25 protein-coding genes and 1 tRNA gene are annotated in these 23,676 nt (G+C 64.2%); 11 read left to right on the top strand and 15 right to left on the bottom strand.

All coding sequences use genetic code 11. The features are described 5' to 3' along the window. Positions 1-59: 59 nt before the first annotated feature. Positions 60-512 (top strand): Lrp/AsnC family transcriptional regulator, encoded by a 453-nt coding sequence (locus GMOLON4_RS11705; protein WP_026936873.1) that lies wholly within the window; start codon positions 60-62, stop codon positions 510-512. Here GMOLON4_RS11705 and GMOLON4_RS11710 read toward each other — a convergent pair. The 6 genes from GMOLON4_RS11710 to GMOLON4_RS11735 all read right to left on the bottom strand — a co-directional run bounded on the left by GMOLON4_RS11710 (position 462) and on the right by GMOLON4_RS11735 (position 4,679). Next, positions 462-1,046 carry a methylated-DNA--[protein]-cysteine S-methyltransferase gene (locus GMOLON4_RS11710; protein ID WP_051266767.1) on the bottom strand — a complete coding sequence of 195 codons (585 nt, stop codon included), beginning with the start codon at positions 1,044-1,046 and terminating at the stop codon, positions 462-464. The two genes, GMOLON4_RS11705 and GMOLON4_RS11710, sit on opposite strands and share 51 nt — an antisense overlap. Continuing rightward, entirely contained in the window at positions 1,021-2,619 is a 1,599-nt protein-coding gene (locus GMOLON4_RS11715) for a DNA-3-methyladenine glycosylase 2 family protein (RefSeq protein ID WP_035732693.1), read from the bottom strand. Before GMOLON4_RS11715 ends, GMOLON4_RS11710 begins: the two co-directional genes overlap by 26 nt. A gap of 176 nt (positions 2,620-2,795) precedes the next feature. Beyond that, positions 2,796-3,161, bottom strand: coding sequence for a helix-turn-helix transcriptional regulator (locus GMOLON4_RS11720; protein WP_035732695.1), 366 nt, complete (start codon positions 3,159-3,161; stop codon positions 2,796-2,798). Between the two features lie 3 nt (positions 3,162-3,164). Beyond that, positions 3,165-3,536, bottom strand: a complete 372-nt coding sequence (locus GMOLON4_RS11725; protein WP_026936874.1) for a hypothetical protein — start codon at positions 3,534-3,536, stop codon at positions 3,165-3,167. A gap of 274 nt (positions 3,537-3,810) precedes the next feature. Next, a complete protein-coding gene (locus GMOLON4_RS11730) occupies positions 3,811-4,392 on the bottom strand; it encodes a dihydrofolate reductase family protein (protein WP_026936875.1) in 582 nt (193 codons plus the stop codon). Positions 4,393-4,597: 205 nt separating this feature from the next. After that, a tRNA-Leu gene (locus tag GMOLON4_RS11735) sits at positions 4,598-4,679 on the bottom strand. Between the two features lie 155 nt (positions 4,680-4,834). Between GMOLON4_RS11735 and GMOLON4_RS11740 the strand changes: the two genes are divergently transcribed. From GMOLON4_RS11740 to pknB, 7 genes are all read left to right on the top strand, one after another. After that, a complete protein-coding gene (locus GMOLON4_RS11740) occupies positions 4,835-5,548 on the top strand; it encodes an FhaA domain-containing protein (protein WP_026936876.1) in 714 nt (237 codons plus the stop codon). After that, positions 5,545-6,156, top strand: a complete 612-nt coding sequence (locus GMOLON4_RS11745; protein WP_026936877.1) for an FHA domain-containing protein FhaB/FipA — start codon at positions 5,545-5,547, stop codon at positions 6,154-6,156. The genes GMOLON4_RS11740 and GMOLON4_RS11745 overlap by 4 nt, the downstream gene beginning before the upstream one ends. Continuing rightward, entirely contained in the window at positions 6,156-7,406 is a 1,251-nt protein-coding gene (locus GMOLON4_RS11750; RefSeq protein WP_026936878.1) for a PP2C family protein-serine/threonine phosphatase, read from the top strand. The genes GMOLON4_RS11745 and GMOLON4_RS11750 overlap by 1 nt, the downstream gene beginning before the upstream one ends. Continuing rightward, positions 7,390-8,796, top strand: a complete 1,407-nt coding sequence (locus GMOLON4_RS11755) for an FtsW/RodA/SpoVE family cell cycle protein (RefSeq protein ID WP_026936879.1) — start codon at positions 7,390-7,392, stop codon at positions 8,794-8,796. Before GMOLON4_RS11750 ends, GMOLON4_RS11755 begins: the two co-directional genes overlap by 17 nt. Next, positions 8,793-10,253 carry a peptidoglycan D,D-transpeptidase FtsI family protein gene (locus tag GMOLON4_RS11760; protein ID WP_026936880.1) on the top strand — a complete coding sequence of 487 codons (1,461 nt, stop codon included), beginning with the start codon at positions 8,793-8,795 and terminating at the stop codon, positions 10,251-10,253. Before GMOLON4_RS11755 ends, GMOLON4_RS11760 begins: the two co-directional genes overlap by 4 nt. Further along, complete coding sequence (locus GMOLON4_RS11765) at positions 10,250-12,151, top strand: serine/threonine-protein kinase (protein WP_084147487.1); 1,902 nt, start codon at positions 10,250-10,252, stop codon at positions 12,149-12,151. The genes GMOLON4_RS11760 and GMOLON4_RS11765 overlap by 4 nt, the downstream gene beginning before the upstream one ends. 71 nt (positions 12,152-12,222) lie before the next feature. Next, positions 12,223-14,133: a Stk1 family PASTA domain-containing Ser/Thr kinase gene (pknB, locus tag GMOLON4_RS11770; protein WP_245575433.1), complete on the top strand. Its 1,911-nt coding sequence runs from the start codon at positions 12,223-12,225 to the stop codon at positions 14,131-14,133. 62 nt (positions 14,134-14,195) lie between these two features. Here pknB and GMOLON4_RS11775 read toward each other — a convergent pair whose 3' ends face one another. Together GMOLON4_RS11775 and GMOLON4_RS11780 are read right to left on the bottom strand one after the other, a co-directional pair. Beyond that, the gene (locus GMOLON4_RS11775; RefSeq protein WP_026936881.1) at positions 14,196-14,408 is read right to left on the bottom strand and encodes a hypothetical protein; all 213 of its coding nucleotides are present in this window, start codon (positions 14,406-14,408) and stop codon (positions 14,196-14,198) included. Beyond that, the gene (locus GMOLON4_RS11780) at positions 14,408-15,220 is read right to left on the bottom strand and encodes a class E sortase (protein ID WP_084147488.1); all 813 of its coding nucleotides are present in this window, start codon (positions 15,218-15,220) and stop codon (positions 14,408-14,410) included. The genes GMOLON4_RS11775 and GMOLON4_RS11780 overlap by 1 nt, the downstream gene beginning before the upstream one ends. A 30-nt stretch (positions 15,221-15,250) precedes the next feature. Here GMOLON4_RS11780 and GMOLON4_RS11785 point away from each other — a divergent pair, with 30 nt between their 5' ends. Next, positions 15,251-15,712 (top strand): cell division protein CrgA, encoded by a 462-nt coding sequence (locus tag GMOLON4_RS11785; RefSeq protein ID WP_084147489.1) that lies wholly within the window; start codon positions 15,251-15,253, stop codon positions 15,710-15,712. 133 nt (positions 15,713-15,845) lie between these two features. Here the strand turns inward: GMOLON4_RS11785 and GMOLON4_RS11790 are convergent, their stop codons facing one another. Then, positions 15,846-16,574, bottom strand: a complete 729-nt coding sequence (locus GMOLON4_RS11790; protein WP_265576751.1) for a rhomboid family intramembrane serine protease — start codon at positions 16,572-16,574, stop codon at positions 15,846-15,848. A gap of 172 nt (positions 16,575-16,746) precedes the next feature. Continuing rightward, positions 16,747-17,289, bottom strand: a complete 543-nt coding sequence (locus GMOLON4_RS11795; RefSeq protein WP_026936884.1) for a peptidylprolyl isomerase — start codon at positions 17,287-17,289, stop codon at positions 16,747-16,749. A gap of 107 nt (positions 17,290-17,396) precedes the next feature. On the opposite strand from GMOLON4_RS11795, the gene GMOLON4_RS11800 reads away from it, so the two are divergent. Then, positions 17,397-17,999 carry a hypothetical protein gene (locus GMOLON4_RS11800; RefSeq protein WP_051266771.1) on the top strand — a complete coding sequence of 201 codons (603 nt, stop codon included), beginning with the start codon at positions 17,397-17,399 and terminating at the stop codon, positions 17,997-17,999. 73 nt (positions 18,000-18,072) lie between these two features. Here the strand turns inward: GMOLON4_RS11800 and GMOLON4_RS11805 are convergent, their stop codons facing one another. The 5 genes from GMOLON4_RS11805 to GMOLON4_RS11825 form a co-directional block, all read right to left on the bottom strand. Then, on the bottom strand, positions 18,073-19,164 hold the full coding sequence (locus GMOLON4_RS11805) for an IS630 family transposase (protein ID WP_265415367.1): 1,092 nt from the start codon (positions 19,162-19,164) through the stop codon (positions 18,073-18,075). A gap of 230 nt (positions 19,165-19,394) precedes the next feature. Beyond that, on the bottom strand, positions 19,395-19,865 hold the full coding sequence (locus GMOLON4_RS11810; protein WP_026937112.1) for an NUDIX hydrolase: 471 nt from the start codon (positions 19,863-19,865) through the stop codon (positions 19,395-19,397). A 55-nt stretch (positions 19,866-19,920) separates the two neighbouring features. Beyond that, on the bottom strand, positions 19,921-20,592 hold the full coding sequence (locus GMOLON4_RS11815; protein ID WP_084147538.1) for a methionine ABC transporter permease: 672 nt from the start codon (positions 20,590-20,592) through the stop codon (positions 19,921-19,923). Further along, positions 20,592-21,632: a methionine ABC transporter ATP-binding protein gene (locus tag GMOLON4_RS11820; RefSeq protein WP_026937110.1), complete on the bottom strand. Its 1,041-nt coding sequence runs from the start codon at positions 21,630-21,632 to the stop codon at positions 20,592-20,594. The genes GMOLON4_RS11815 and GMOLON4_RS11820 overlap by 1 nt, the downstream gene beginning before the upstream one ends. Before the next feature lie 135 nt (positions 21,633-21,767). Beyond that, positions 21,768-22,667, bottom strand: a complete 900-nt coding sequence (locus GMOLON4_RS11825) for a MetQ/NlpA family ABC transporter substrate-binding protein (RefSeq protein WP_026937109.1) — start codon at positions 22,665-22,667, stop codon at positions 21,768-21,770. A 112-nt stretch (positions 22,668-22,779) separates the two neighbouring features. Between GMOLON4_RS11825 and GMOLON4_RS11830 the strand changes: the two genes are divergently transcribed. Beyond that, on the top strand, positions 22,780-23,601 hold the full coding sequence (locus GMOLON4_RS11830) for an SDR family oxidoreductase (RefSeq protein ID WP_035732904.1): 822 nt from the start codon (positions 22,780-22,782) through the stop codon (positions 23,599-23,601). Positions 23,602-23,676: the final 75 nt, after the last annotated feature.

Below are 23,676 nucleotides of genomic sequence, written 5' to 3' on the forward strand. Positions count from 1 at the left end.
CGCGAAAGGTGTTTCGATAATTTCGCCAGAACCGCGCTCCAGCTGGAATAATTAAGCCCATGGATGCGATCGATCGGAAGATTCTTGCGTTGCTTCAGGAGGACGGCCGGAAAAGCGTCACGGACCTCGCGACCGAGGTCGGCCTGAGCCTTTCCGCTTGTCACCGCAGGGTGCGCGAGCTCGAGCAGTCGGGCGCGATCGAACGCTACCGCGCGGTGATCTCACCGGATGCGGTGGGCCTGCATTTCGAGGCCATCGTCTTCGTGACGATGGAACGCAGCGACCAGAACTCCGTCGCCGCGTTTGAGGATGCGGTGAGTGACCTCCCCAACGTCGTTGAGGCTGAGCGGCTCTTCGGCGATCCCGACTTCATGCTGCGCATCCTCACCACTGGCCTCAAGGCCTATCAGGAGTTCTACGACAACGAGCTCGGCGGCCTCCCAGGCGTGCAGAAGCTCACGTCAACGCTCGTCATGAAGCGAGTCGGCCGCGACCGGACGGTCCCGGTGTAGGGAACTGTCTCGAGCCGTGCGTTCACGGTCGAGCAGTGACTGCTTGACATCGGTGCCCCACGCGAATCCCCCGAGCGACCCGTCCGAGCGCAGCACTCGGTGGCACGGCACAAACAGTGCAGGGGAGTTTTTTGCGCAGACCGAGGCCGCGGCACGCACCGCGTTCGGACTACCAAGTCGCCGCGCAAACTCGGTGTAGTTCAGCGGCTCGCCGGGCGGAATTCGCCGCAGTTCGCGCCACCCGCGCTGCTGCAGCGCTGTGCCGTGTTGGCGCACGGGAACCTCCATCGCCGGCTGCATGTCGCCCGCGTAGTACCCGACGACGGCCTTCGCGGCCTGCGTCTCCCCCTCGACGAGCTCGAATGGCCGAAGCGTGCGGTGGATGCGCTCCAAGACTTCAAGCGCATCCCCGGTCCAGCCGGATGCGAGGACGCGACCCTGCGCATCCTCGATCAGCGTAAACGGGCCGTCCGGGGTGTCGATCGTCTCGACCGTCGCCGACTCCTGCTCAGTTTCCTGTCGTCGCTGAAACATGTGCGTCCTCCTTCAGAGATGCGTGGACCCGCCACAGGTGGGCCATGAGATAACTGCGCCAGGGCGCGAATCGGGCCGCCCACTCGATGAGGCCCTTCGCGTCGCTCGGCACGCCCGCGCGTTGTGCGCCCGCCCGGAGTGCGCTGTCGCCGGGCAAGAGCACGTCCGGATCACCGACCACGCGCATCCTCACATAATCCGCCGTCCAGGGACCGATGCCCGGCCTCGCAAGCAGCGCCGCGCGCTGTTCGTCCCCGTCATCGGCGACGGTCAGCGTGAGCGAGCCATCCGCGAGCGCCCCGGCCGTCTCGGTGATCGCCCGGATGCGCGCCCCGGGTCCCCGGAGCACCTCGTGCCCGCGCGCCGCGATCGTCGCCATCGTCGGAAACAGTCGATCCGTCGCATCCTCCGACCCGCCCGCCGACTCGCGCTGTGGTGACTCGCGCTCTGGCGACTCAATCCGTTCGCCGAGTGCATCCACGAGCCGGGTCAACGCCGTCCGCGCCGAAGCGACCGACACCTGCTGCCCGATCATCGCCCGAATCAGCATCTCGTGCGGGTCTGCCGCACCCGGGACCCGGATGCCCGGCGTACCGGCAACCAGCGGCGCGATTTCGGGATGCTGCGCAAGCGCCGCGTCGATCGCGAGCGGATCGGCATCGAGGTCGAAGAGACGCCGGATGCGCGCCACCAGCATCCCGAGATCCGCCAGTTCGGTGACCCGTGCCCGCAGGCGCACCCGGCCGGGCGAGGCCGCATCCTCGCGCACCTCAAAGGATGCTGGGCCGGAGGGCAGCGCGAGGGTTCGCGCGAAGCTCGCCTCGGTCGCGCGTTCCATGCCCGCGACGGCACGTTCGGCCATCCAGCGGAAGACGCCGCGGATATCCAACGGCGCGCGGGCAGGGAGCACGAGGTCGATCACGGTCGGTGTTGGAGACAGTGCCGCGGCGGGAGAGTGTGCGGCTGCCTGTGCTGGACCCGAAGCCGGGGTCGAGCCCACGCCGCGGCTGCGCGAACGCAGTTCGGACGGCGTCATGCCAAACACCTCACGGATAGTGTCGTTGCACTGCCGGATGCTGCCGAAGCCGGCGGAGAACGCAACCTCGGAAACGCCGAGGCTCGTGCCGGTCAACAGCATCCTGGCGGTCTGGGCACGCTGCGACCGGGCAAGCGCGAGCGGGCCCGCCCCGAGTTCCGCCGAGAGCACCCGGGTGAGGTGCCGCGAAGAGTAGCCTAGGCGACCGGCGAGCGCGTCCACGCCCTCGCGCTCGACGATGCCATCGGCGATAAGCCGCATGGCACGGCCAACGACATCGCGGCGGGTATCCCACTCGGGAGAACCGGGCGCGGCCTCAGGCAAGCAGCGCTTGCAGGCACGGAATCCGGCTTCGTGGGCCGCCGCGCTCGTCGGATAGAAGGTGACGTTCGCCCGCTTCGGCGTGCGTGCTGGGCACGATGGTCGACAGTAAATTCCGGTGGAGCGCACCGCCATGATGAACTGCCCGTCGAAGCGCCGGTCGCGCGCTTCAACGGCGCGATAACGCTCATCGAAGGATGCCGGTGCCGTTGTCATGTCACCAGCCTGACACGAAGTGCGGCCCGAAACTAGCGGAAATCGGACACGGCGCTCGACTGCGCAACAGCTCCGGCGAAACCGCTTCGCACTGCTCTCGTTGCCCACGCCGCCAGCCCTGCTGCGTTCGGAATTGCCGACGCGAAGCGTCAAGCTGAAGCCACGAGGTTCTGGGATTACTTGGCGCGAATCTGCGGCAGTTCGATGAGATTCGCGTCGATACCTGCGAGGTACTGAGCACCCTCTGGTGAAAGCGCGAGTTCTTTTCGCTTGGCCCCGGTTCGAGGCGCGTCCCGCTCTTCGCTCAACAGAAACCCTGTGTCTTGAAGGCGCTTCACGGTGCGGTAGAGGCCTCGCTCCGTGATCTGCCATCCGGTGGTGATGGTCAGATGGTTGAGGAGTTCCGCGATGGTCACGGGTTGATGAATCTCGACAAGACGAAGGATGACCGGCGACAGCATGGCCTTCTTATATGTCTCAACCCAGGACTCGACCCGACCGGACAGCCACTCTTCGCTCTCCTCTGCGTGCATCGGGGTCATGCTTTAGTCCTCCCAGCCCCGACCGAGGACGGTGCCGAGCAAGTGGATGAGGAGCCCGAGACCCCACGCAGCGGTCATGATGAGTGTCGCACCGAACCACGGGGTCGTCAGCAGATCACGAGACACAGTTTCGAAGCCCTCGGGCCCGGAACCCAGAATCAATGTGCGCAGGACGGCATGCGCGTTGAACGATGTCGTCACTGTGACGAACGCGATGGCATGAGCAACCGCCACTCCGTACCGCACTTGGGTAAGGCGACGGTAGTTGCGCCACAACCAGACAACGATTCCGAGCGCGACAGCAGCGGTCAACAGCCCCACGAACGGGGTGATCTCGCCGCCAGCGAGCGCGATCGTCGCTTGTGTTACCCCCATCGCGACTATTAGCGCGAGGGCGTAGGGCAGGAGGATGGCTCGTGAATTTACGGTTCTCGGAGATGTAATTGTCGTATCCATGTAGGTACTGTACCACTGGCATAGTACCTATGGAAGTCAGCGATTCTTCCGTGGCAACGACCTGCCGACGTCGTGCCAACAGACTGACAAGAAGTGCGGCTCGAAATGAGCGGAAATCGGATACGGCACTAGGGGTTGGCACGCTCGCTCAGTGCACGCTCGCTCAGTGCAGCCTCGCTCAGTGCAAACTCGCTCAGTGCAAACTCGGGCGATAGACGAGTTCCTGGATGCGGCCATCGAACGTGCGACTCGACACCATGTCGAGGTCAAAGTCGGCCGCGCCCGCAAAGATCGGCGCGGTTCCAGTGACGCCGGTGATGACGGGGAAGATCGTCACCTGCACGAAGTCGACAAGCCCCGCGGCCATCGCGGCACGGTTCAACGCGAGACTCCCGTGCGACCGAAGCGGTACTGGCGACTCCGCCTTCAACCGAGCGATGATCTCGGCCCCGTCACCCCGCTCGAGCGTCGCGTCCGGCCAATCGAGAGGTGCCTCGTGCGAGCTTGAAATGACGGTCGTCGGCGCGAACTTCATCCGCGTATTGACGGGATCTTCGGCCTCGCGTTCGCGCGTCATCGATCCGAGGAAGCGCTGAAACATCCGGAACGTATTCGCGCCGAGCACTAGCCGGAAGCCCTGCCCGTACTGCTCGGCGCGGTGCGCGATAAATTCTGGCCCCTGCTTGCCCCAGTAGCCGCCCCAGTCACCATCGGCGTTGAACGAGCCGTAGCCGTCGAGACTGCAGAACACGTCGAATGTATAGGGTGCCGTCATGATGGCCTCGATCCGCTGTCGCAGCGCTGTCCTGGCGCTGTTTCGACACCAGGCTAGAGCCGCGTGCTTCGGGTTGGCCGGATGCGCGTCAATGCCACGAGCCGGCGCACGCGCGCAACCTCGCGGCACATCAACCGGCACATCAGACGCAAAGAACCCCCGACCTCGGGAACTAAATCCCAGGTCGGGGGTTGTTTTTTCTCTGTGCGCGTGGGGGACTTGAACCCCCACGCCCTTGCGGGCACTGGCACCTGAAGCCAGCGCGTCTACCATTCCGCCACACGCGCGCAAGGGAATACGCTAGCACAGTGAGCGCGCACCACGCTAATCAGGCCCGGTATTCTGTCGTTCTCACCGCGGATAGCCCGGCACTCATCCGCGCCTATTACTATGCACAACGACCGGCGCAGCATATAGCGTGCGCAGACAACCAAGGAGACACGTGGGAATTCTCGACAAGTTCGAGCGCGGATTGGAGCGCACGTTCAATGGCGCCTTCGCGAAAACTTTCCGCTCCGGCCTGCAGCCGGTCGAGATTGTCTCGGCGCTCAAGCGTGAAATGGACACGAAGACGACGATCATTTCGCGCAATCGAATCCTCGTCCCCAACCGCTTCCACGTCATCGTCTCCCCGACCGACTACGACCGGCTTGCGTCAATGGGCGACACCCTGCAGTCCTCGCTCATGCAGGAGGTCGAAAGTCACGCCGCCTCGCACCGATACCAATTTCCCGGTGGCCTGTCGATCAAGCTGATGCAGGACGATTCGCTTGGCATGGGCCAGCTGTCGATCGAGTCGCGCTCGGTCGAGGGCCGCGTGAACTGGACGCCCGTTCTCGAGGTGAACGGCATGCGTTATCCCCTCCACCAGGGTTCGAACGTGATCGGCCGCGGCTCGGATGCGCAGATCACCATCGACGACGGCGGCGCCTCCCGACGCCACGCCGAAGTGGTCTGGGATGGGCAGCGCGCGGGCGTGCGCGACCTCGGTTCCACAAACGGCACTAAACTCAATGGTCGTCGAGTCGCGCAGGCCGCACTCGAGCCCGACTCGCTCATCGAGATTGGTCGCACGCAACTCACCTTCCGGATAATTCCGGAGGCGGAGCCGAGTGACGACACGGGCTACATGCGACGACCCGGAGGTTCACAATGAGTGGGGAGCTCACGCTACTCGTCATCCGCCTCGTCTTCCTCGCGATCATGTGGATCTTCGTGTTCTCGATCGTGTATGCGCTCCGCAGCGACCTCTTCGGCTCGCGCTCGCGCGACTACCAGCAGGCAATGGCGCAGTCGCGGCAGCAGACCTTTGCCGCGGCTGGCTCAGACTCCGGCTCGAGCGGAAGCCCGGCCCCCGCTCCCGCACCGGCAGGCGCGCCGGCAAGTGCCGCGTCGCAGCCTCAGACCCAGCCCGCGCCGCCCCCACAGGCCCCGGCAGCCGCATCCGGTGCGTCCGGCACATCCGGCCAGCCCCAGCGCCTCACGAAGCTCGTCATCACGTCGGGCCCCAAGCGCGGCTTCGAGATCGAGCTCGGCACCGAGCCGCTCTCGATCGGCCGCGCGCGCGATGCCGATGTGTGCATCCAGGACGACTACACGTCGACTCGCCACGCGCGCCTGCTCAACTGGGACGGGGCATGGATGCTCCAAGACCTCGATTCGACCAATGGCACCTTCATTAACGGTGAGCGAGTGAGCCAGCCGGTCGAGCTTCGCAGCGGCGTTCCGGTGCGAATCGGCACGACCACCTTTGAGCTGCGTTAATGCCGAAAGTCGTTCGCGCGGGTGCCGTATCGCACGTCGGTCGAGTCCGGTCCAATAACCAGGACTCGGGCTTCATCGGCAAGCACGTTTACGGCGTCGCCGACGGCATGGGCGGCCACGCGGGTGGCGACGTCGCGTCCTCAATCGCAGTTCGCCACCTCGCCGAGAACGATCAGCTCTACGACACGGTCGAGGAGGCCAAACAAGGCCTGACCGAGGCCCTCCTCGAGGCAAACTCGCTCATTACCGAAGCGGTCGAGGAGCACAGTGAGCTTCGCGGTATGGGTACGACCGCCGATCTCATCACGCGCGTTGATGACGAGATGGTGATCGCGCACATTGGCGATTCGCGCGTGTATCGCTTCCACGAGGGCGAGCTCGAGCAGGTCACGATCGACCACACCTTCGTGCAGCGCCTCGTGGATGCGGGCCGCATCACGCCCGAGGAAGCGCTCGTGCACCCTCGACGATCCGTGCTCATGCGCGTGCTTGGCGACGTCGAGACCAACCCGGATGTGGACACCTACGTCGTGCCGGCCGTCGAGGGCGACCGCTGGCTGCTCTGCTCCGACGGGCTCTCGAGCTATGCCGAAGAATCCCAGATTGCGGAGGTGCTCGCCCGTACCGTCGAGTCCTCCCGCGAGGTCGCGGATGATCTCGTGCAAATCGCGCTCGACAACGGCGCTCCCGACAACGTCACCGTCGTCGTCCTCGAGCTCGGCAACCGCCCCCTCGAGCCGATGCGCAGCCGCATCGTCGGCGCCGCGGCCAACCCGCTCAAGTACGCGTCCCGCGCTCCCCGCCGGGCCAAGCGCATCCTGCCGGACATGCTGCAGTCGAGCCGCCGCCTCGCGCAGCTGCCGGAGCGCGAAGAGTTCGTGCCGCCGAGCGACGAGTTCCTGCAGCAGCTCGTCGACGAGGAGCGCCGCCGCAAGCGCTGGCGGCGCATCACGTGGGCTGCCGCAGCGATCGTGCTGCTCGGGGTCATGGCGGGTGCATCCGCGCTCGCCTACTCGTGGACGCAGCAGCAGTACTACGTTGGCACGTACGAAGACCAGGTCGCGATCTACCAGGGCGTCCAGGCGACCCTTGGCCCGTGGGAGCTTTCGACCATGATTGAAGAGTCGGATATCTCGGTGGATGACCTTCCCGCCTACCAGCACATGCAGGTAACCTCGACCATTCCGTTCTCGTCGCTTGATGAGGCGCGGGCGCTCGTAGAAAGGTTGGAGGATGCAGTCAAGAACTAGCGCACCAGCTGGCGAGACGTCGCAGTCGCTCCCCAAGCCCAAGCGCCAGCGCACGCAGGGTCTACGCAACATGGAACTCGGCTTCCTGATCTTTGCGTACGTCATTGTGCTCGCCGCCCTTCTGCAGGTGCAGCTCGGGGTCACGGGGGCGTTCGACTTCCAGGCCCTCGCGCTCCTCGGCTTCGTCGCGATCCTGACGCTCGCGATGCACGTCGTCCTCCGCTTCATCGCGCCCCAGGCCGACCCGTTCATCCTGCCGATCGCCACGACGCTCAATGGTCTCGGCATCTCCATGATCTATCGGCTCGAGCTCGGTGGCGTCGAGACCGCCAACTCTTTCGCGCAGATCCTCTACACCGGCATCGGCGTCGCGTTCGGCATCGCCGTGCTGTTCTTGGTGCGCAACCACCGCATCCTGCAGCGGTACACGTACCTCTTCGGGCTCATTTCCCTCGTGCTCCTACTCCTGCCGCTCATCCCGGGCCTCGGCGTCTCGGAGGCGAACGCGCGCGTGTGGATCTCGATCGGCCCGTTCAACTTCCAGCCGGGTGAGATCGCGAAGGTCACCATCGCGATCTTCTTCGCCGGCTACCTCGTGACCGCCCGCGACTCGCTCTCGATGGTGAGCCGCAAGTTCCTCGGCATGAAGCTGCCGCGGATGCGCGACCTCGGCCCCATCCTCGTCGTCTGGGCGATCTGTATGGCCATCCTGGTCTTCCAGCGCGACCTCGGCACCTCGCTGCTCTACTTCGGGCTCTTCCTCGTGATGATCTTCGTATCGACGGGCCGGATCTCCTGGGTCGTGATCGGCCTCGTGCTGTTCGTGGCCGGCGCGACCGTCGCCGCGTTCAACATCAGCTACGTGAACTGGCGCGTGATGGCCTGGCTCGATCCGCTCAGCCCCGAGCATTATGACGCGGTCGGCGGCAGCTATCAGCTGGTGCAGGGGATGTTCGGCCTCGCCAACGGCGGGCTGATCGGCACGGGCCTCGGCCAGGGCCGCCCCGACATCACGCCGCTCGCCGAGAGCGACTTCATCATTGCCGCCCTGGGCGAAGAGCTGGGACTCGCCGGTCTCTTCGCGATCCTGTGCCTCTACCTGCTGTTCGTGGCGCGCGGCTTCCGCATCGGCCACCAGGGCGGGGATGACTTCGGTCGCCTCCTCGCGACCGGCCTCGCGTTCGTGATCGGCCTGCAGGTATTCATCGTCGTCGGTGGCGTCACCCGCGTCATCCCCCTGACCGGTCTCACGACACCGTTCCTCGCCGCGGGTGGCTCGAGCCTCCTCACGAACTGGATCATCGTCGCCATCCTGCTCAGGCTGAGTGACACCGTGAAGACCTCAAGTACTCCGCAAATCAAGCCAGCATCGCAGGAGGTGCGTCCATGAGCCGCAATATCCGCGTCGTTGGCATCGTCCTGCTCGCGATGTTCCTCGCCCTGTTTGGGTCGTCAACGTACATTCAGTTCGTCCAGGAGCCGGAGCTCGTCGCCGACGGCCGCAACACCCGAACGCTCCTGGCGAGCTACGAGGTGCAGCGCGGCCCGATCCTCGTCGACGGCAACCCGATCGCATACTCCGAGGCCGATGGCTCGTCGTACATGTACCAGCGCGTGTACACCGATGGCGAGGTCTACGCCCCGATCACGGGCTATTACTCGGCCAACCAGGGCGCGACGCAGCTCGAAGAGGCGATGAACGCCGAGCTCTCGGGCACCGCCGACTCGCAGTTCTTCACGAGCTTGCGCGCGCTGTTCACTGGCGAGGAGCCCGCCGGTGCCGCGATCGAGACCACGATCAACCCAGCGGCCCAGCAGGCCGCCTGGGATGCGCTTGAAGGTCGCCCAGGTGCCGTGTTTGCGTACAACCCCGAAACCGGCGCGATCTACGCGATGGCGAGCACGCCGAGCTACGACCCGAACACGCTCGCGATGCACGATGACGCGACGGTTATCGAGAACTACAACGCGCTCATCAATGACCCGTCGAATCCGATGATCAACCGCGCGATCGGCGGCAACATGAACCCGCCGGGTTCGGTGTTCAAGCTGGTCGTCGCCGCGGCCGCACTTGAAGAGGGCATCGTGACGGCGGACTCCGAGCTCGATAATCCGGAGTCATGGACGCCGCCGGGGACCACCAAGCCCGTCTACAACCCGAACCACGGTCAGAAGTGTGGCTCCGGCGAGAAGACGACGCTTCACATCGCGCTGCAGTACTCCTGCAATATCCCCTTCGCGCAGCTCGCCGTCCAGCTCGGCGACGAGAAGATTCGTGCGATGGCCGAGGCCTTCGGCTTCAACAGCTCGGTGTCCATCCCGATGGAATCGGACCCGAGTGTCTACCCGACCGAGGACCTCGACGACGCGTTCACCGCCCAGACCGGCTTCGGCCAGTTCGAGGTTCGCACCACCCCGCTGCAGATGGCCATGGTCGCGGGCACGATCGCCAACGGCGGCGATATGATTCAGCCAACGTTGATCGAACAGATCATGACCCCGAGCCTCCAGGTCGTCCAGGGTCCGCAGGTGGAGTCGATGGGAACGGTGATTTCCCAAGAGACCGCCACGGCGCTCACCTCGATGATGCAAGACAGTGTCGCCAATGGCGTCGCATCCAACGCCCAAATTGCGGGCGTGGATGTGGCAGGCAAGACCGGTACTGCGGAGAATGGTGAGGGTGAACCGTACTCGCTATGGTTCACCGGGTTCGCCGAATTGGATGGTCAGCAGGTCGCGGTGGCCGTGGTGTTGGAAGACGGCGGCGGAATGGGACAAAGCGGAACGGGAAACGGCTTAGCGGCCACGATAGGACAGCAAGTGATTAAGGCGGTGCTTGAGCTATGAGGCCTGGGCAGGGAGTCACATTCGGCAACCGGTACCAACTGGGAAGCCGCATCGCCATTGGTGGCATGGGTGAAGTGTGGGAAGCCACCGACCTCGTAATAGGGCGCCAGGTTGCGATCAAGATCCTGAAGGATGAGTACATGGGGGACCCCGGGTTCCTCGAACGATTCCGCGCCGAGGCCCGTCACGCCGCACTCGTCAACCACGAGGGCATCGCGAATGTCTACGACTACGGTGAGGAAAACGGTTCCGCTTTCCTCGTCATGGAGCTCGTCCCCGGCGAGGCGCTGTCCACGATCCTTGAGCGCGAGCGCGTGCTGCCCTCGGACCAGGTCATGGATATCGTCGCGCAGACGAGCGCCGCACTGTCCGCAGCTCATCGCGCTGGTCTCGTGCACCGTGACATCAAGCCCGGAAACTTGCTCATTACCCCCGACCACCGGGTGAAGATCACCGACTTCGGTATCGCCCGGATCGCCGACCAGGTGCCGCTCACCGCGACCGGCCAGGTCATGGGTACCGTCCAATACCTGTCGCCCGAGCAGGCCTCGGGGCAGCCGGCCACCGCATCCACCGACATCTACTCGCTCGGCATCGTGGCGTACGAGGCGCTCGCTGGGCGTCGCCCGTTCACTGGTGAGTCGCAGGTCGCGATCGCGATGGCGCACATCAACGACCAGCCTTCCCCGTTGCCGGTAACCGTGCCGGAACCGGTCCGAAACCTGGTCATTGCGTCGATCGCCAAAGACCCAAAGGATCGTCCAGAGTCGGCCGAGGCCTTCTCGCGCGCGGCCTCCGCGCTCCGCGACGGCAACGTGCAGCGCGCGGCCCAGGCTGTTCCCGCCGTGCTCGGCCAGCCGGGGACGCAGGCGACCGCGCAGCTCGACCAGACCCAGGTCCTCAGCAGCGACAACCGACCCACCACCGTGCTTTCTGGGCCGGCGGATGCGGACGGCATCGACTCCCTACTCGGCGACACCCGCGAGCAACGCTCCGTGGGCACCGACGTCGAGAAATCGGAGGAGGACGAGGAAGAGAAACCCAAAAGTGGCCAATGGCGATGGTGGCTCGTAGCCGCGATCGCGCTGCTCGCAATCGCCCTCGGCATCCTCGGGTACGCGATGCTCAGCAGCGGTAACCCCGAGCCGACGCCCACCCCGACGATCACGCAGAGCGCGCCCGAGACCACCGAGCCGACGCAAAGCGAGCCGGAGACGGTATCGGTGAACGCATCCGACTACGTCGGCCTCACCTACGACGAGGCCGCAAGCAAGGTCAGCGAACTCGGCCTCACGCCCGTTCGGGTCGAGGGCGACGCGGCGCAGAATGAGTCGGATGTGGGCGTCGTCTACGACGTGAACCCGACCGGAAACGTCCGCCCGGGTGCGAGCGTGTCGCTGCTCGTCTACGCCAAGCAGGACCCGCTCGAGGGTCCGGCAAGCGCGCCGCAGGTCGGCACGAACGGCACTGAACTCGTCGTCTCCGGCCTCGACGCCTCGTGCCCCGCCGGACGACCCTTCGAGGGCTTCACCGTGACCACCACATGGTCTGATGGCTCAACGGAGACCCACTCGACCTCGGATTCCTCGCTCACCGCGAGCATCCCGAGCGGCGCGACCTCCGTGAATGTGTCCTACGTGCGCTCGTGCGGTGGCCAGGACTCGCCGTCCTCGCCCGCGACGCAGTTCGCGATCAACCTGCCTGCTCCGCCGAATGACAATTCCGGCAGTGGTTCCGGCAGCGGCTCTGGAAGTAACAGCGACAGCGCTACAACCGGTGACACGAGCGGTAACAGTGACTCGGGCGGGCTGGGCGGCGCGAGTGATTCTGGCAGCGCGGATTCGTCCGCTGATACCGCCACCGATCCGAACCCGCCTGAAACCCAAACGGCGCCCTAATCGCGCGGTCGCTAGACTGAGCACCTTACGCATGTCCTAACGGGCGCCCCCAACTTCGAGGAGTTTGTGTCGTGATTCAGACGCAACGCACGCTCGCCGACCGATACCTCATCGGTCGACGCATAGGCCGAGGCGGCATGGCGGAGGTCTATGCGGCCACCGACCAACGGCTCGGGCGGCGCGTTGCGGTCAAACTCCTGCACACGAACCTCGCGACCGAACCGGCTTTCCGCAAGCGCTTCCGCCAAGAGGCACAGGCCGCAGCCCGAATGACGCACCCGACGATCGTGCGCGTGTTCGACGCGGGTGAGGACACCTTCGTGCGCGACGACGGCTTTGAGATCACCGTGCCGTACATCGTGATGGAATTCATTGACGGTGACCACCTCGGCCAAATCATGTCCGAGGGCATCCTGCCGCCGGACAAGATCGAAAAGTACATGTCGGGCATCCTGACCTCGCTCGAGTACTCGCACCGTGCCGGCGTCGTGCACCGCGACATCAAGCCCGCGAACATCATGGTCACGACCAACGACGAGGTCAAGGTCACCGACTTCGGTATCGCGCGCGCGATCTCCGACACCGCCGGAACAATCGCCCAGACGACCGCGATTCTTGGCACCGCATCCTATTTCTCGCCCGAGCAGGCTCGCGGCGAGACCGTCGACGGCCGAAGCGACCTGTACTCGGCGGGCATCGTCCTCTACGAGATGCTCACGGGGCGCGTGCCGTTCCAGGGCGACTCGGCCGTGGCAGTCGCGTACCAGCACGTCACCGAGCCGCCGCGCCGCCCGAGTGAGGTTAATTCGCAGGTCTCCCCGGCGCTGGATGCGGTGGTGCTGAAGGCGCTCGCCAAGCGGCGCGAGGATCGCTATCAGACGGCCGCGGAGTTCCGCGCCGACCTCCAGAACGCCTTCCAGGGCGTTTCCCCCTCCTACGTGGCCGCAGCGGCCGACGACAACCCCACCGAGCTCTTCGGCCCCGGGCCGACCGCAGTGGATGCGACCGAGTCCGCGCTCCAGAACATGAGCACCGACGACGACCGCGCCCCACAGGTGCAGCGGCGTCCGCCAGCGATGTGGATCTGGGGTGCCGCGGGACTCGTCGTGGCCGTGATCATCGGCGTGCTGATCTGGGTCATGCTGTTGCCCAAGGAGGGCCAGCTCCCTTCAGCGAGCGTGGTGGTGCCCGACGTGGTCGGACTGGATGAGACGGAGGCAACGGCCACCCTCGAGGAGCTTGGGCTCGTCGTAGACGTGGAGACCGCGCCGAGCGACGAAGTCGAGATCGACTTCGTGATGGCGCAGACCCCGCCGCCCGAGTCGTCCATCCCCCACGGCGATCCCGTGACGATCACCGTCTCGGCCGGGCCAGCATCAATCTCGGTGCCGAACCTCAATACACTGACAGAGGACCAAGCGAAGGCCGCACTTGAGGCCGTGGGTCTCACCCTCGGATCGGTGTTCACGGAAGACTCGCCTTCCGTGCCGCAAGGCCAGGTCATCCGCAGTCAACCGGGGGGCGGCTCTGCGGCTGCGCCCGGCAGTGGCGTCGACATCTACGTGTCGAACGGCCAGGTAACTATTCCAAACTTCATCGGCGAGAACCTCGAGAGCGCCGAGGAGGTTGTCGCGTCCCTGGGCCTGCGCGTCGAGCGACAGCCCGATTACTCGTGCGTCGCGCAGGATGGCTGGCCGATCACGCAGCAGTCCGTACAGCCCGGCCGCGTAGACCAGGGCTCGACCGTCGGCCTGACCTACTGCGACGGCACCGAGCCGGATCCCGCACCGCCAGCGAACGACCCGGGCGACACCACTCAGGACGACACTCCAGCACCGCCCGAGACCGATGCCGCGGGCAACGCCGACAGCACCAACGGCAATGGCAACGGCACCCCAGGCGGGAATAACGGGAACGGCAATGGCACGCCAGGCGGCAACAACGGGAACGGCAACCCCGGTGGCCTGCGCGGGAGCGACTAAGTCGCAGTTAGCTCCGCGCGGCTGACGGCTAGCGCTCGCTGCACGTGGTTAGGTGCACGCGGCTAGTAGCTCGCGACTGTGGTCACGTCCACGCCACTCGTGGACATGCCCATCGACACCGTAATGTCCTGCGTGTTCGGGAGCACGATGTTCGCGTCGACCCACGGGAACACCCACGTCACGAGGGCATAGAGCACCGCGGCGATCAGGGCGAGGTACACGAGCAGCTTGACCGGCCAGGGGCCTGGAATCGCTCGCCAAAGAGCTCCGTACATTAGAGGTCACCTCCGGTGTCCTGGTTGCCGTTGTTGGCGCGTGCGTTGACCGTGTCGGCAATCTCGGCGGGCGGCCCCTCCGAGCGCGGCACGAAGTCGACCAGCACCGTGTAGGCAACCTGTCGCTCGAGCGAGGATGTGTAGATCGGGTTACACGTCTGCAGAATCATGATCCGGTCCTCGCTCTTCATGTCGGGGTGACGGGGGACGTCCGCTAGGACCGAGACTTCGCTCGGGAGCACGTACTCACCGGAACGATACGTGTAGACATACCAGCCGTCGACCGTCTCGATGTAGACGTTGTCGCCCACCGAGAGGTCGGGGACCTCCTTGAACGCGGAGCCATATCCCCAGCGGTGACCGGCGATGACGAAGTTCCCCACGGACCCGACCGGGTCGGAGGACTCGTACGCCCCGACGTACTGGTCGAGCACGCCGTAGAAGGATGTACCGGTCGCGATCGTGCGCGAGAAGTCACCTTCCCAGGCGGGCACGTAGAGCACGGCAAAGGGCTGACCCTCACCCTCGGGCATCGCTCGGATCGGGATGCCGCTCTCGTCAAGTTCCGGCGCATCCGCCGTCTGATAATCCTGCTCAAACTGCTGGCTGAGGCTCGCACCCGCCTCGTCCTGAGCGCTTCCCGCGAGGCCGTCGTAATAGAAATACTTCCAGCCGATAAACAGCAGCAGCAGCGCGCCAACGGTCAGGAGCAATTCACCAAGAACGCCGGTGAAGGTAACCTTCGGCCGGCGTTTGGCTGCTGCTCTTCTCCCGCTTTTCTTGCGGGGCGAGCTGTGCTGGAGTGCAGTCATGCGGCAATTGTATGTGGCTAGACTTGACGCATGCCCAAGGAGACAGCCTCAACCCCTGCCGAGAACGAGTCCGACGCGACGGAAACCGAGGCGGAGACCACCTCAGAATCGAAGCCCGAGCTCACCGAGAAGGAGCGAATCGAACGCTCGAAGGAGATCGCGGCGAAGGCCAAGGGGAAGACTCCCAAGAAGGGCAAGGCGACCCCGAAGCGCAACGCCAAGTCGAAAAAACTCGAGGTCGAGGAGACCAAGAACGCTGGCAAGACGAAGGAACAGCTGCGCGCATCCGGGAAGAAGCAGCGGCCAGCTGACGCGAACCCGGTGTGGTTCAAGCCGATCATGTTCGGCTTCCTCATCGTCGGCTTCCTCTGGATCCTCGTGTACTACCTCTCACAGGGTTACTTGCCGGTGCGCGCGCTTGGTGACTGGAACATCCTCGTCGGCTTCGGCATCGCGCTCGTCGGCTTCCTCATGATGACCAATTGGAAATAGCTAGCTGTGGATAACTCGACGGGGTGTGAATTACAACGGTGTAATTCTCCCCAGCTGTGAATAACCCTGTGGATAACTCTCCACAGGGTTATTTGCTGCCTACCGGAGCATCCCGTTTACCGGAGCATCCCGTTTACCGGAGCATCCCGATGAGCGGCGGCAAAGCGATACACAAGACGCCAACGAGCACCTGCAGCCACAGGCCGACCTTGCTCTTACCGCCCTTGCGGAGATCGCGGATCGTGAGCCAGCCACAGAGCGCGCCCACGAGCAGCCCACCGAGGTGCGCCTCCCAAGAGATACCGGGGTTGAAGAACGCGACGACCACGTTGATGCCGATCAGCACGAACATGGACGACATGTCTTGGCGGGTCTGCCGCAGCACGACGAACCACGCGCCGAAGAGGCCAAAAATTGCGCCCGAGGCGCCGACCACTGCGGTGTCGGGGGAAATGATCGCGACCGCGAGCGAGCCGCCGAGTGCGGACACGAGATAGAGCAGCAAGAAGCGTGCGGAGCCGAGCAGCGGCTCGAGTGCCCGGCCGAATATCCACAGCGTGAGCGTGTTGGTTGCCAGGTGCATGAGCGAGCCGTGCAAGAAAGCCGAGGTGAGCATCCGCCACGGCTCGAAGGCAACGGCGCCGGTGGCCGTATGGTGCTGGAGGTCCGTGTACTGCGGGGAGTAGGTGAACAGGAAGTCGATGATGGGCGTGCCCATCGTGCGGGTGAGCCACTGGAGGAGATACACCACCACGATGATCCCCATCAGGGTGTAGGTGACGGGCGTACCCGAACCGATCAAGCGCGACTTCCAGGTGCGCTTCGGCCGCTGCTCCTGCATCCGAGCCCTACCCTCTTTCATGCATTCGGGACAAATAACCCCGACCGGCGCCTGCGTCTGACACTGGGGGCAAATCGTGCGGCCGCATCGCTGGCAGAGGACGAAGCTCTGCCGGTCGGGATGGCGGTAACAGTAGTTGCTGGTGTCTTGAGGCGTGCCGGTCGGGGTTGTCATCGATGGTGCGAGTGCGGCTTTAGAGCTGCTCGACCTCGACCGACTCGATTACGACATCATCGAGCGGGCGGTCGCGGCCGTCGGTCTCAACGCCTTCGATCTCGTCAACCACGCGCTTCGACTCTTCGTCGGCAACCTCACCGAAGATGGTGTGCTTGCCCACGAGCCAGCCGGTGTTTGCGGTCGTGATGAAGAACTGCGAGCCGTTGGTGCCGCGACCGGCCATCTTGCCGGCGTTCGCCATTGCGAGGACATAGGGCTCGTTGAAGTTCAGCTCGGGGTGAATCTCGTCGTCGAAGACGAAGCCGGGGCCGCCCGAACCGGTGCCGGTGCGGTCGCCGCCCTGGAGCATGAAGTCGGTGATGATGCGGTGGAAGACGACGCCATCGTAGAAGGGGGTGTTTTCCTTCTTCTCGCCCGTTTCCGGGTCGGTCCACTCGAGCTCACCCGTGGCGAGACCGGTGATGATCTTCACGGTGTTCGGCGCGTGGTTGCCGAAGAGGTTGAGCTTGATGTCGCCATGGTTGGTGTGCAGTGTCATGACTGCAGTCGCATTACTCATGCTGCTTATCCAAGCACAGCGAGTTCCAGGATTTGTGCAAAGCGCCGTGACAAGATTAGGTCATCGCAAACGCGCCATTTCATTTATCGCCGGAGGTAGTAATGGGAATGTCCAGGAAGAACACGCGCAAGCTCAATCGTCTCCGCCGAGACGCAGATCGACTTTGGGGCGAGCAGCAGGCGGTCTTCGCCAAGGCTCGCGAGCTCAGCGGTCGCGGTGTCGAATCCGCACGCGACTACGCAGACGCAGAGGTGCTCCCCGTTGTCCGCAAGAGCGTAGACAATGTCCGCCCCGCATTCGAGCGCGGCGTCGAGTCGGGTCGCACGGCACTGCACAAGGCCGAGTCGGCGCTGCAGCGCAACGTCATTCCTGCAATCGCTGAGGCAGGCGGCAACGTGTCCGGTGCCGTTCGCGAGTTCGTCGACTCCAACAAGACCGTCCAGCAGGTGCAGTCGCGCGGCGAGAAGTTCGCGAAGGAAGCAGCGAAGCGCGTCGAGGAGCTGCAGAAGCAGGTCGCCAAGGAGCAGAAGAAGCAGAAGAAGCAGAAGTCGGGCATCGGCGTCGGTGGCTGGTTCGCAATCGGTGCCGGTGTCGCGGCCCTCGCAGCCGTGGGTTACGCGCTGTGGCAGACCTTCCGCGCGGACGACGACCTCTGGATCGCCGACGAGGAACTGGACGCTCCCGTCCAGACCGTCACGCGCAACAACTAGCTCGCACTAGCCCTTATGCAGGGCAACGCGCAAGGCCCTTGAGTAGGGCGAAGCCCGTATCGAAAGGCCCGGTCTAGTGTCCTGATCCGTTAATTCGTTTCAGGTATTTGGCGATGGATTCGAGGATTTCCTCGGCGGTCTTGGTCCAGATGAACGGCTTCGGGTTCTCGTTCCACGCCTTCACCCAACCGCGGAGGTCTCTCTCGAGCGCTTGCACGCTGCGATGATCGGAACGCTGTAAAAGATCACGAGTAACTTCGGCGAAGAGCCGTTCAACCTGGTTGATCCATGACGAGTAAGTCGGCGTGAAGTGCATGTGAAACCGAGGGTGCTTGGCAAGCCACGCCTTAACGGTGGGGTGCTTGTGTGTGGAGTAGTTATCGCAGATCACATGCACGTCGAGGTGTTCGGGGACGTTCTTGTCGATCTTCTGGAGGAACTTCTTGAACTCGATCGAGCGATGCTTACGATGAATTGAGGAGATCACCGTCCCGTCAGCGACGTTCAGCGCGGCAAACAAACTCGTGGTGCCATGCCGGACATAGTCGTGTGAGCGCCGTTCGGGGACTCCCGGCATCATCGGGAACGCCGGTTGCGAGCGGGCCAAAGCCTGCACCTGACTTTTCTCATCCACACTGAGCACCACCGCCGACTCGGGTGGGTTCAGATAGAGGCCAACAATGTCGTAGACCTTCTCAGTAAACAGCGGGTCGTTGGAGAGCTTGAACCCTTCCTCCAGGTGGGGCTTCAACCCGAATGCCTTCCAGATCCGCCCCACTGTCGATTTCGACAGCCCCGACTTTTCCGCCATCTTCGCCCGTGACCAGTGCGTCGCGTTCTGCGGCGTCGATTCCAGCGTGTCGATGACCACCTGTTCCACACGGTCCACACTGATCAGCGCGGGGCGACCCGGCCGCGGATCGTCAACGAGCCCGTCCAGCCGCCGCTCCAGAAACCGCGAACGCCACTTGCGCACCGTCGGTAACGACACCGCCATACGATTGGCCACCTCGGAATTCGAAGCCCCAGTCGCGCATTCCAACACGATCCGAGAACGCAACGCGAGATCCTGCGCTGACTTCCGGCGACGCACCCACCGTTCCAGTTGGTCACGCTCAGTTTCAGAGAGCTTCAGTTCGGGAAGAGAAGGTCCACGTGTTGCCATACTCCATTCTACAAAACTAGCAACGAATTAACGGTGCAACACACTAGCCGCCTTTCGATAGGCTTCGCTACTCAAGGGCCTTTTGCTGTTGGCAATGCGCGCCGCGGTGGCCCATGCATTGCCGCTAGCGCACTCCCTTGCTGGCACTTCGCCAACCATGAGCGCTAACGGCAATGGGAACGTGTCACAGCTGCCATGGTGAGCCCGCACGGCAATGGCTGCGCGGGCCGTTAGCTCTTGCGCTTCGAGAGTTTCTCGAGGTGCCCGTTGCGCGGCCGCTCATGGTAGAGCCGCATCGCGACCTTGACGAGCGAGACCGTCTGCAGCGTCTTCACCTCGGACAGATCAAACCACTTTGCCTCATCGGTCGTGCCGTCGACCTCGCTTCGCAGCTCGCCGCCGGTGATGCTCGCGAGGTAGACGATCCGCACGTTTTGCAGCGGCGCCTCGCCGGGCTTACCTGCGCGCCGACGATTGCGTGCGTTCACGACGATGGAGTCGACCCCGAGCATCTGGTCAATCGACGCTTCGTAGCCGGTTTCCTCGTGAATCTCGCGAATGGCCGCGTCGTACGGGTCCTCCCCCGCCTCGACGCCGCCACCGGGGAGCGTCCAGCCGGATCGGCCGCGCGCGTTCCAGTGCGCGAGCAGGATCTGCTTATCCCTGACGATCACGCCGTAAGCACCGACACGGAATCGCAATTCGACTCCTTTCGGCGAACGGACGGATGGGCAATTGCAATAGTCTACGTCGGGACTACCTGCGCATTGCCTTCCGAGCCAGCCAGTTGCCGAGGAACTGCACAATTTGCACCACGATGATGATGATGATCACGGCAGCCCAGGTGACCCACGGGTTGAACTGACGATAGCCGTACTGGATCGCGAAGTTACCGAGGCCCTCACCACCGACGTAGCCCGCGACCGCCGACATGTCGATGACCGCGACGAACGCGTAGGTGTAACCAAGGATGAGCGGCCCGAGGCCCTCGGGGATGACGACGGTCAGGAGCGTGCGAAAACGCCCCGCGCCACTTGCGCGCGCGGCCTCGACCACGCCCGGGGGCACCGTCACGAGCGCCTGCTCGACGAGTCGGGAGATGCCGAAGGTCGCAGCGAAGGTCATCGCGAAGATCGCCATCTGATTACCGATACCGATACCGATGATCGCGCGGGCGAACGGCTGCAGCGCCGCGAGAAGGATGATGAACGGGATCGGCCGGAAGATGTTGACGATCACGTTGAGGATGTTGAAGATGAACTTGTTCTCGAGAATGTTCCCCGCGCGGGTCGCGTAGAGGGCGACGCCGAGGATTAGGCCGAGGATGCCGCCAAGCAGCATCGCCATGGCAACCAGGATGAGTGTGGTCGCAAGCTCGCCGGGAAGCTGCGGTAGCAGCTCAATGAGGCGATCGATCTGGTCTTGCATTAGTGGCTCGCCCCCTCGAGTGTCGTGACTTGGGCAATCTGCGAAACCTGCGCGATCGACTCGCGAATCTGCGCATCCTCACCGGTGAGCTCAAACGTGAGATGTCCAAACGAGCGGCCGGACACCTCGTTCATGCCGCCGTACACGAGCTGGGCGTTGGTGCCCGGCGCGAGTAGTCGGCGGAGCACCTCGGGTTGCGCGGTCTGTTCGTCATTGACGGTTATCGTGACGAGCGTGCCGGTGTGCCGAGTGCGCAGCTCGGTGAGCTCGCGGTCACCCGGGACTCCCGGGATGATTGTCGAGACGAAGCGCTGGGTGGCCGGGTGTTGCGGATGCGCAAAGATGTCGAACACTTCGCCCTGCTCCACGACCTTGCCCTTCTCCATGACCGCAACGTGGGAGGCGATGCGCTTGATCACATCCATCTCGTGGGTAATCACCACGATCGTGAGGCCAAGCTCGCGGTTCACGCGCTGGAGGAGATCGAGCACGTCGGATGTGGTCTGTGGGTCGAGCGCGGAGGTCGCCTCGTCGGCGAGGAGGATCTTCGGCGAGGTCGACAGCGCCCGGGCGATGCCGACGCGCTGCTTCTGTCCACCCGAGAGCTGGTCCGGATAGGCACGGGCCTTGTCGGCGAGGCCGACGAAGTTGAGCAGTTCTTCGACCCGCGAGTCCCGCTGCTCCTTCGGGTAGTTCGCGACGTTCATCGGGAAGGCGATGTTGCCCGCGACATTCCGGGAGTTAAACAGGTTGAACTGCTGGAAGATCATCCCGATCTCGGTGCGCACCTTCTGCAGCTGCGACTCAGGAAGCTCGGTGATGTCCGTACCGTCGACCTCGATCACGCCCGAGGTGGTCGGTTCAAGCGCGTTGATGAGCCGCACGAGCGTCGACTTGCCGGCACCGGAGTATCCGATGACGCCGAAGACGTTGCCCTTTTGAATGTCGAGGGAGACGCCATCGACCGCGCGGATCGGCTCAGCGCCGCGCTTCGATGAAGGATATTCCTTCACGATGTCGCGCATCGAGATCATTACCATTCGCGTTCCTTTCCGTACCAGCGAAGATCGTGGCCACGGCCGCTAATGCGACACGCACCCGGTACCGATGGTGACCGGGTGCGTGTCCATTATTCACGAGTGCCAGGCGATTGCTCGCGTATCCGGCGTTATTGCTTAGGGCTGCTCGGACTGAATCTTCTCGAGCGAAGCCTGCAGCTCCTCCGGCGCGATCACGAGCATCTCGGCAGTGCCACCCGATGCGTCGATGACGCCCTGCTGAACGTCTTCGTTGGTCTGGTAGATCTCAACGAGCTTCAAGAGGGTCTCGTTGGTCTTGTCCTCTTCGCGAACGGCGAAGACGTTGACGTAACCCTGCGCGGCGGGGTCGGCAGGGTCATCCTGGGCGATGGCGTCGTCCTCGGTGAGGCCAGCGTCGGCAACGAAGTCGTTGTTGATGATGCCGGCGTCGAGGTCGGGTAGCGATGCAGGGATGAGGTCAGCGTTGAATGCCTGAACCTCCACCTTCGACTCCTCGGCGATGATGTCGTCGAGCGTCGAGTAGGGGCTGCCGCCGTCCTTAAGCTTGATCAGACCGGCCGACTGCAGCACGAGCAGGCCGCGAGCCTGGTTGGTGGTGTCGTTCGGGACGCCGACCTTGCCGCCCTCGGGGATCGACTCGACCGAGTCATGCTTCGTCGAGTAGAGGCCGAGCGGGTAGATCGCGGTCGAGCCGATGACGGTCAGGGTGTCGCCCGACGCGTTGTTGTGCTCGGCGAGGTAGATGATGTGCTGGAACTGGTTGATGTCCAACTCGCCAGCCGAGAGCGCGGGGTTCGGCTGGTTGTAGTCGCCGAAGTCGATGATCTCGAGGTCGATACCCTCGGCCTCAACTGCGGCCTCGTAGGTCGCCCAGTACGGCTCGGATGCGCCGACGACGCCGAGCTTGATCGTCTCGCCCGCCGCCGCAGCGCCAGATTCACCGGCTTGCGGGGTCGTGTTGTTCGAGCAGGCAGCGAGGCTGCCGAGGAGCGCAATCGCGCCGGCTGCTGCCAGCACCTTGGTAATGCGTGCCATGGGGAGATTCCTCTCAATAATTGCCGCGCATTTCGCGCGCATACAGTAGGAATCATAAGGATTGGCTGGAGTTTCCCTCGAACTTAGGTTCATGCCGCGTAACATTCGGCAAATGCGAGCACCACTTCAAGGACGAACCTTGCTCATCTCCGGCGGCAGCCGCGGCATCGGACTCTCGATCGCGCTGCGCGCGGCGGCCGATGGCGCCAACGTAGCCCTGATCGCCAAAACCGCAGATCCGCATCCCAAACTCGAAGGCACGGTCTTCACCGCGGCCGAAGAGATCAATGCGGCGGGCGGTCGCGCCCTGCCGATCGTCGGCGACGTGCGCGACGAAGCGAGTGTCGTGGATGCCGTGGCCAAGACGGTCGCGGAGTTCGGCGGCATCGACGTGGTCATCAACAATGCCTCGGCGATCAATCTCACCGGTTCCGCCGAGATCGAGATGAAGCGTTACGACCTCATGCATCAGATCAATACGCGCGGCACCTTCCTCCTGACCCGCACGGCGCTGCCGCACCTGGCGCAGTCTGCCGACCCGCGCATCCTGAGCCTGTCGCCGCCGCTAAATCTCTCGGAGAAGTGGCTCGGCGCCTACCCGGCGTACATGCTCGCAAAGTATGGCATGACCCTCGCGGCTCTCGGGATCGGTGCCGAGACGGGCATCCCCGCGGCGTGCCTGTGGCCGCGAACGACGATTCAGACCGCCGCGGTGCAGAACGTGCTGGGCGGAGATGAGGTCTTCCGCCGCTCCCGCACGCCCGAGATTTACGCGGATGCGTCGCACGCGCTGCTCTCGGGGGATGCCTCGGCAATGGCGGGCAAGACGCTGTTCTGCGAGGACGTACTCAAGAACGCCGGGGTGACTGACTTTTCGCAGTACTCCCCCGGCGTCCCGGAGTCGGAGCTATTCCCCGACGCGTTTGTTGGCTAGCGGTCGTCCGCTGCCCCATCGGCAGAAAATTGTGCACGTATGTGCAGAGCGCTCGGCGTGTCGCCGCGTGTCGTG

Source organism: Gulosibacter molinativorax (assembly GCF_003010915.2).
Classification (GTDB): domain Bacteria; phylum Actinomycetota; class Actinomycetes; order Actinomycetales; family Microbacteriaceae; genus Gulosibacter; species Gulosibacter molinativorax.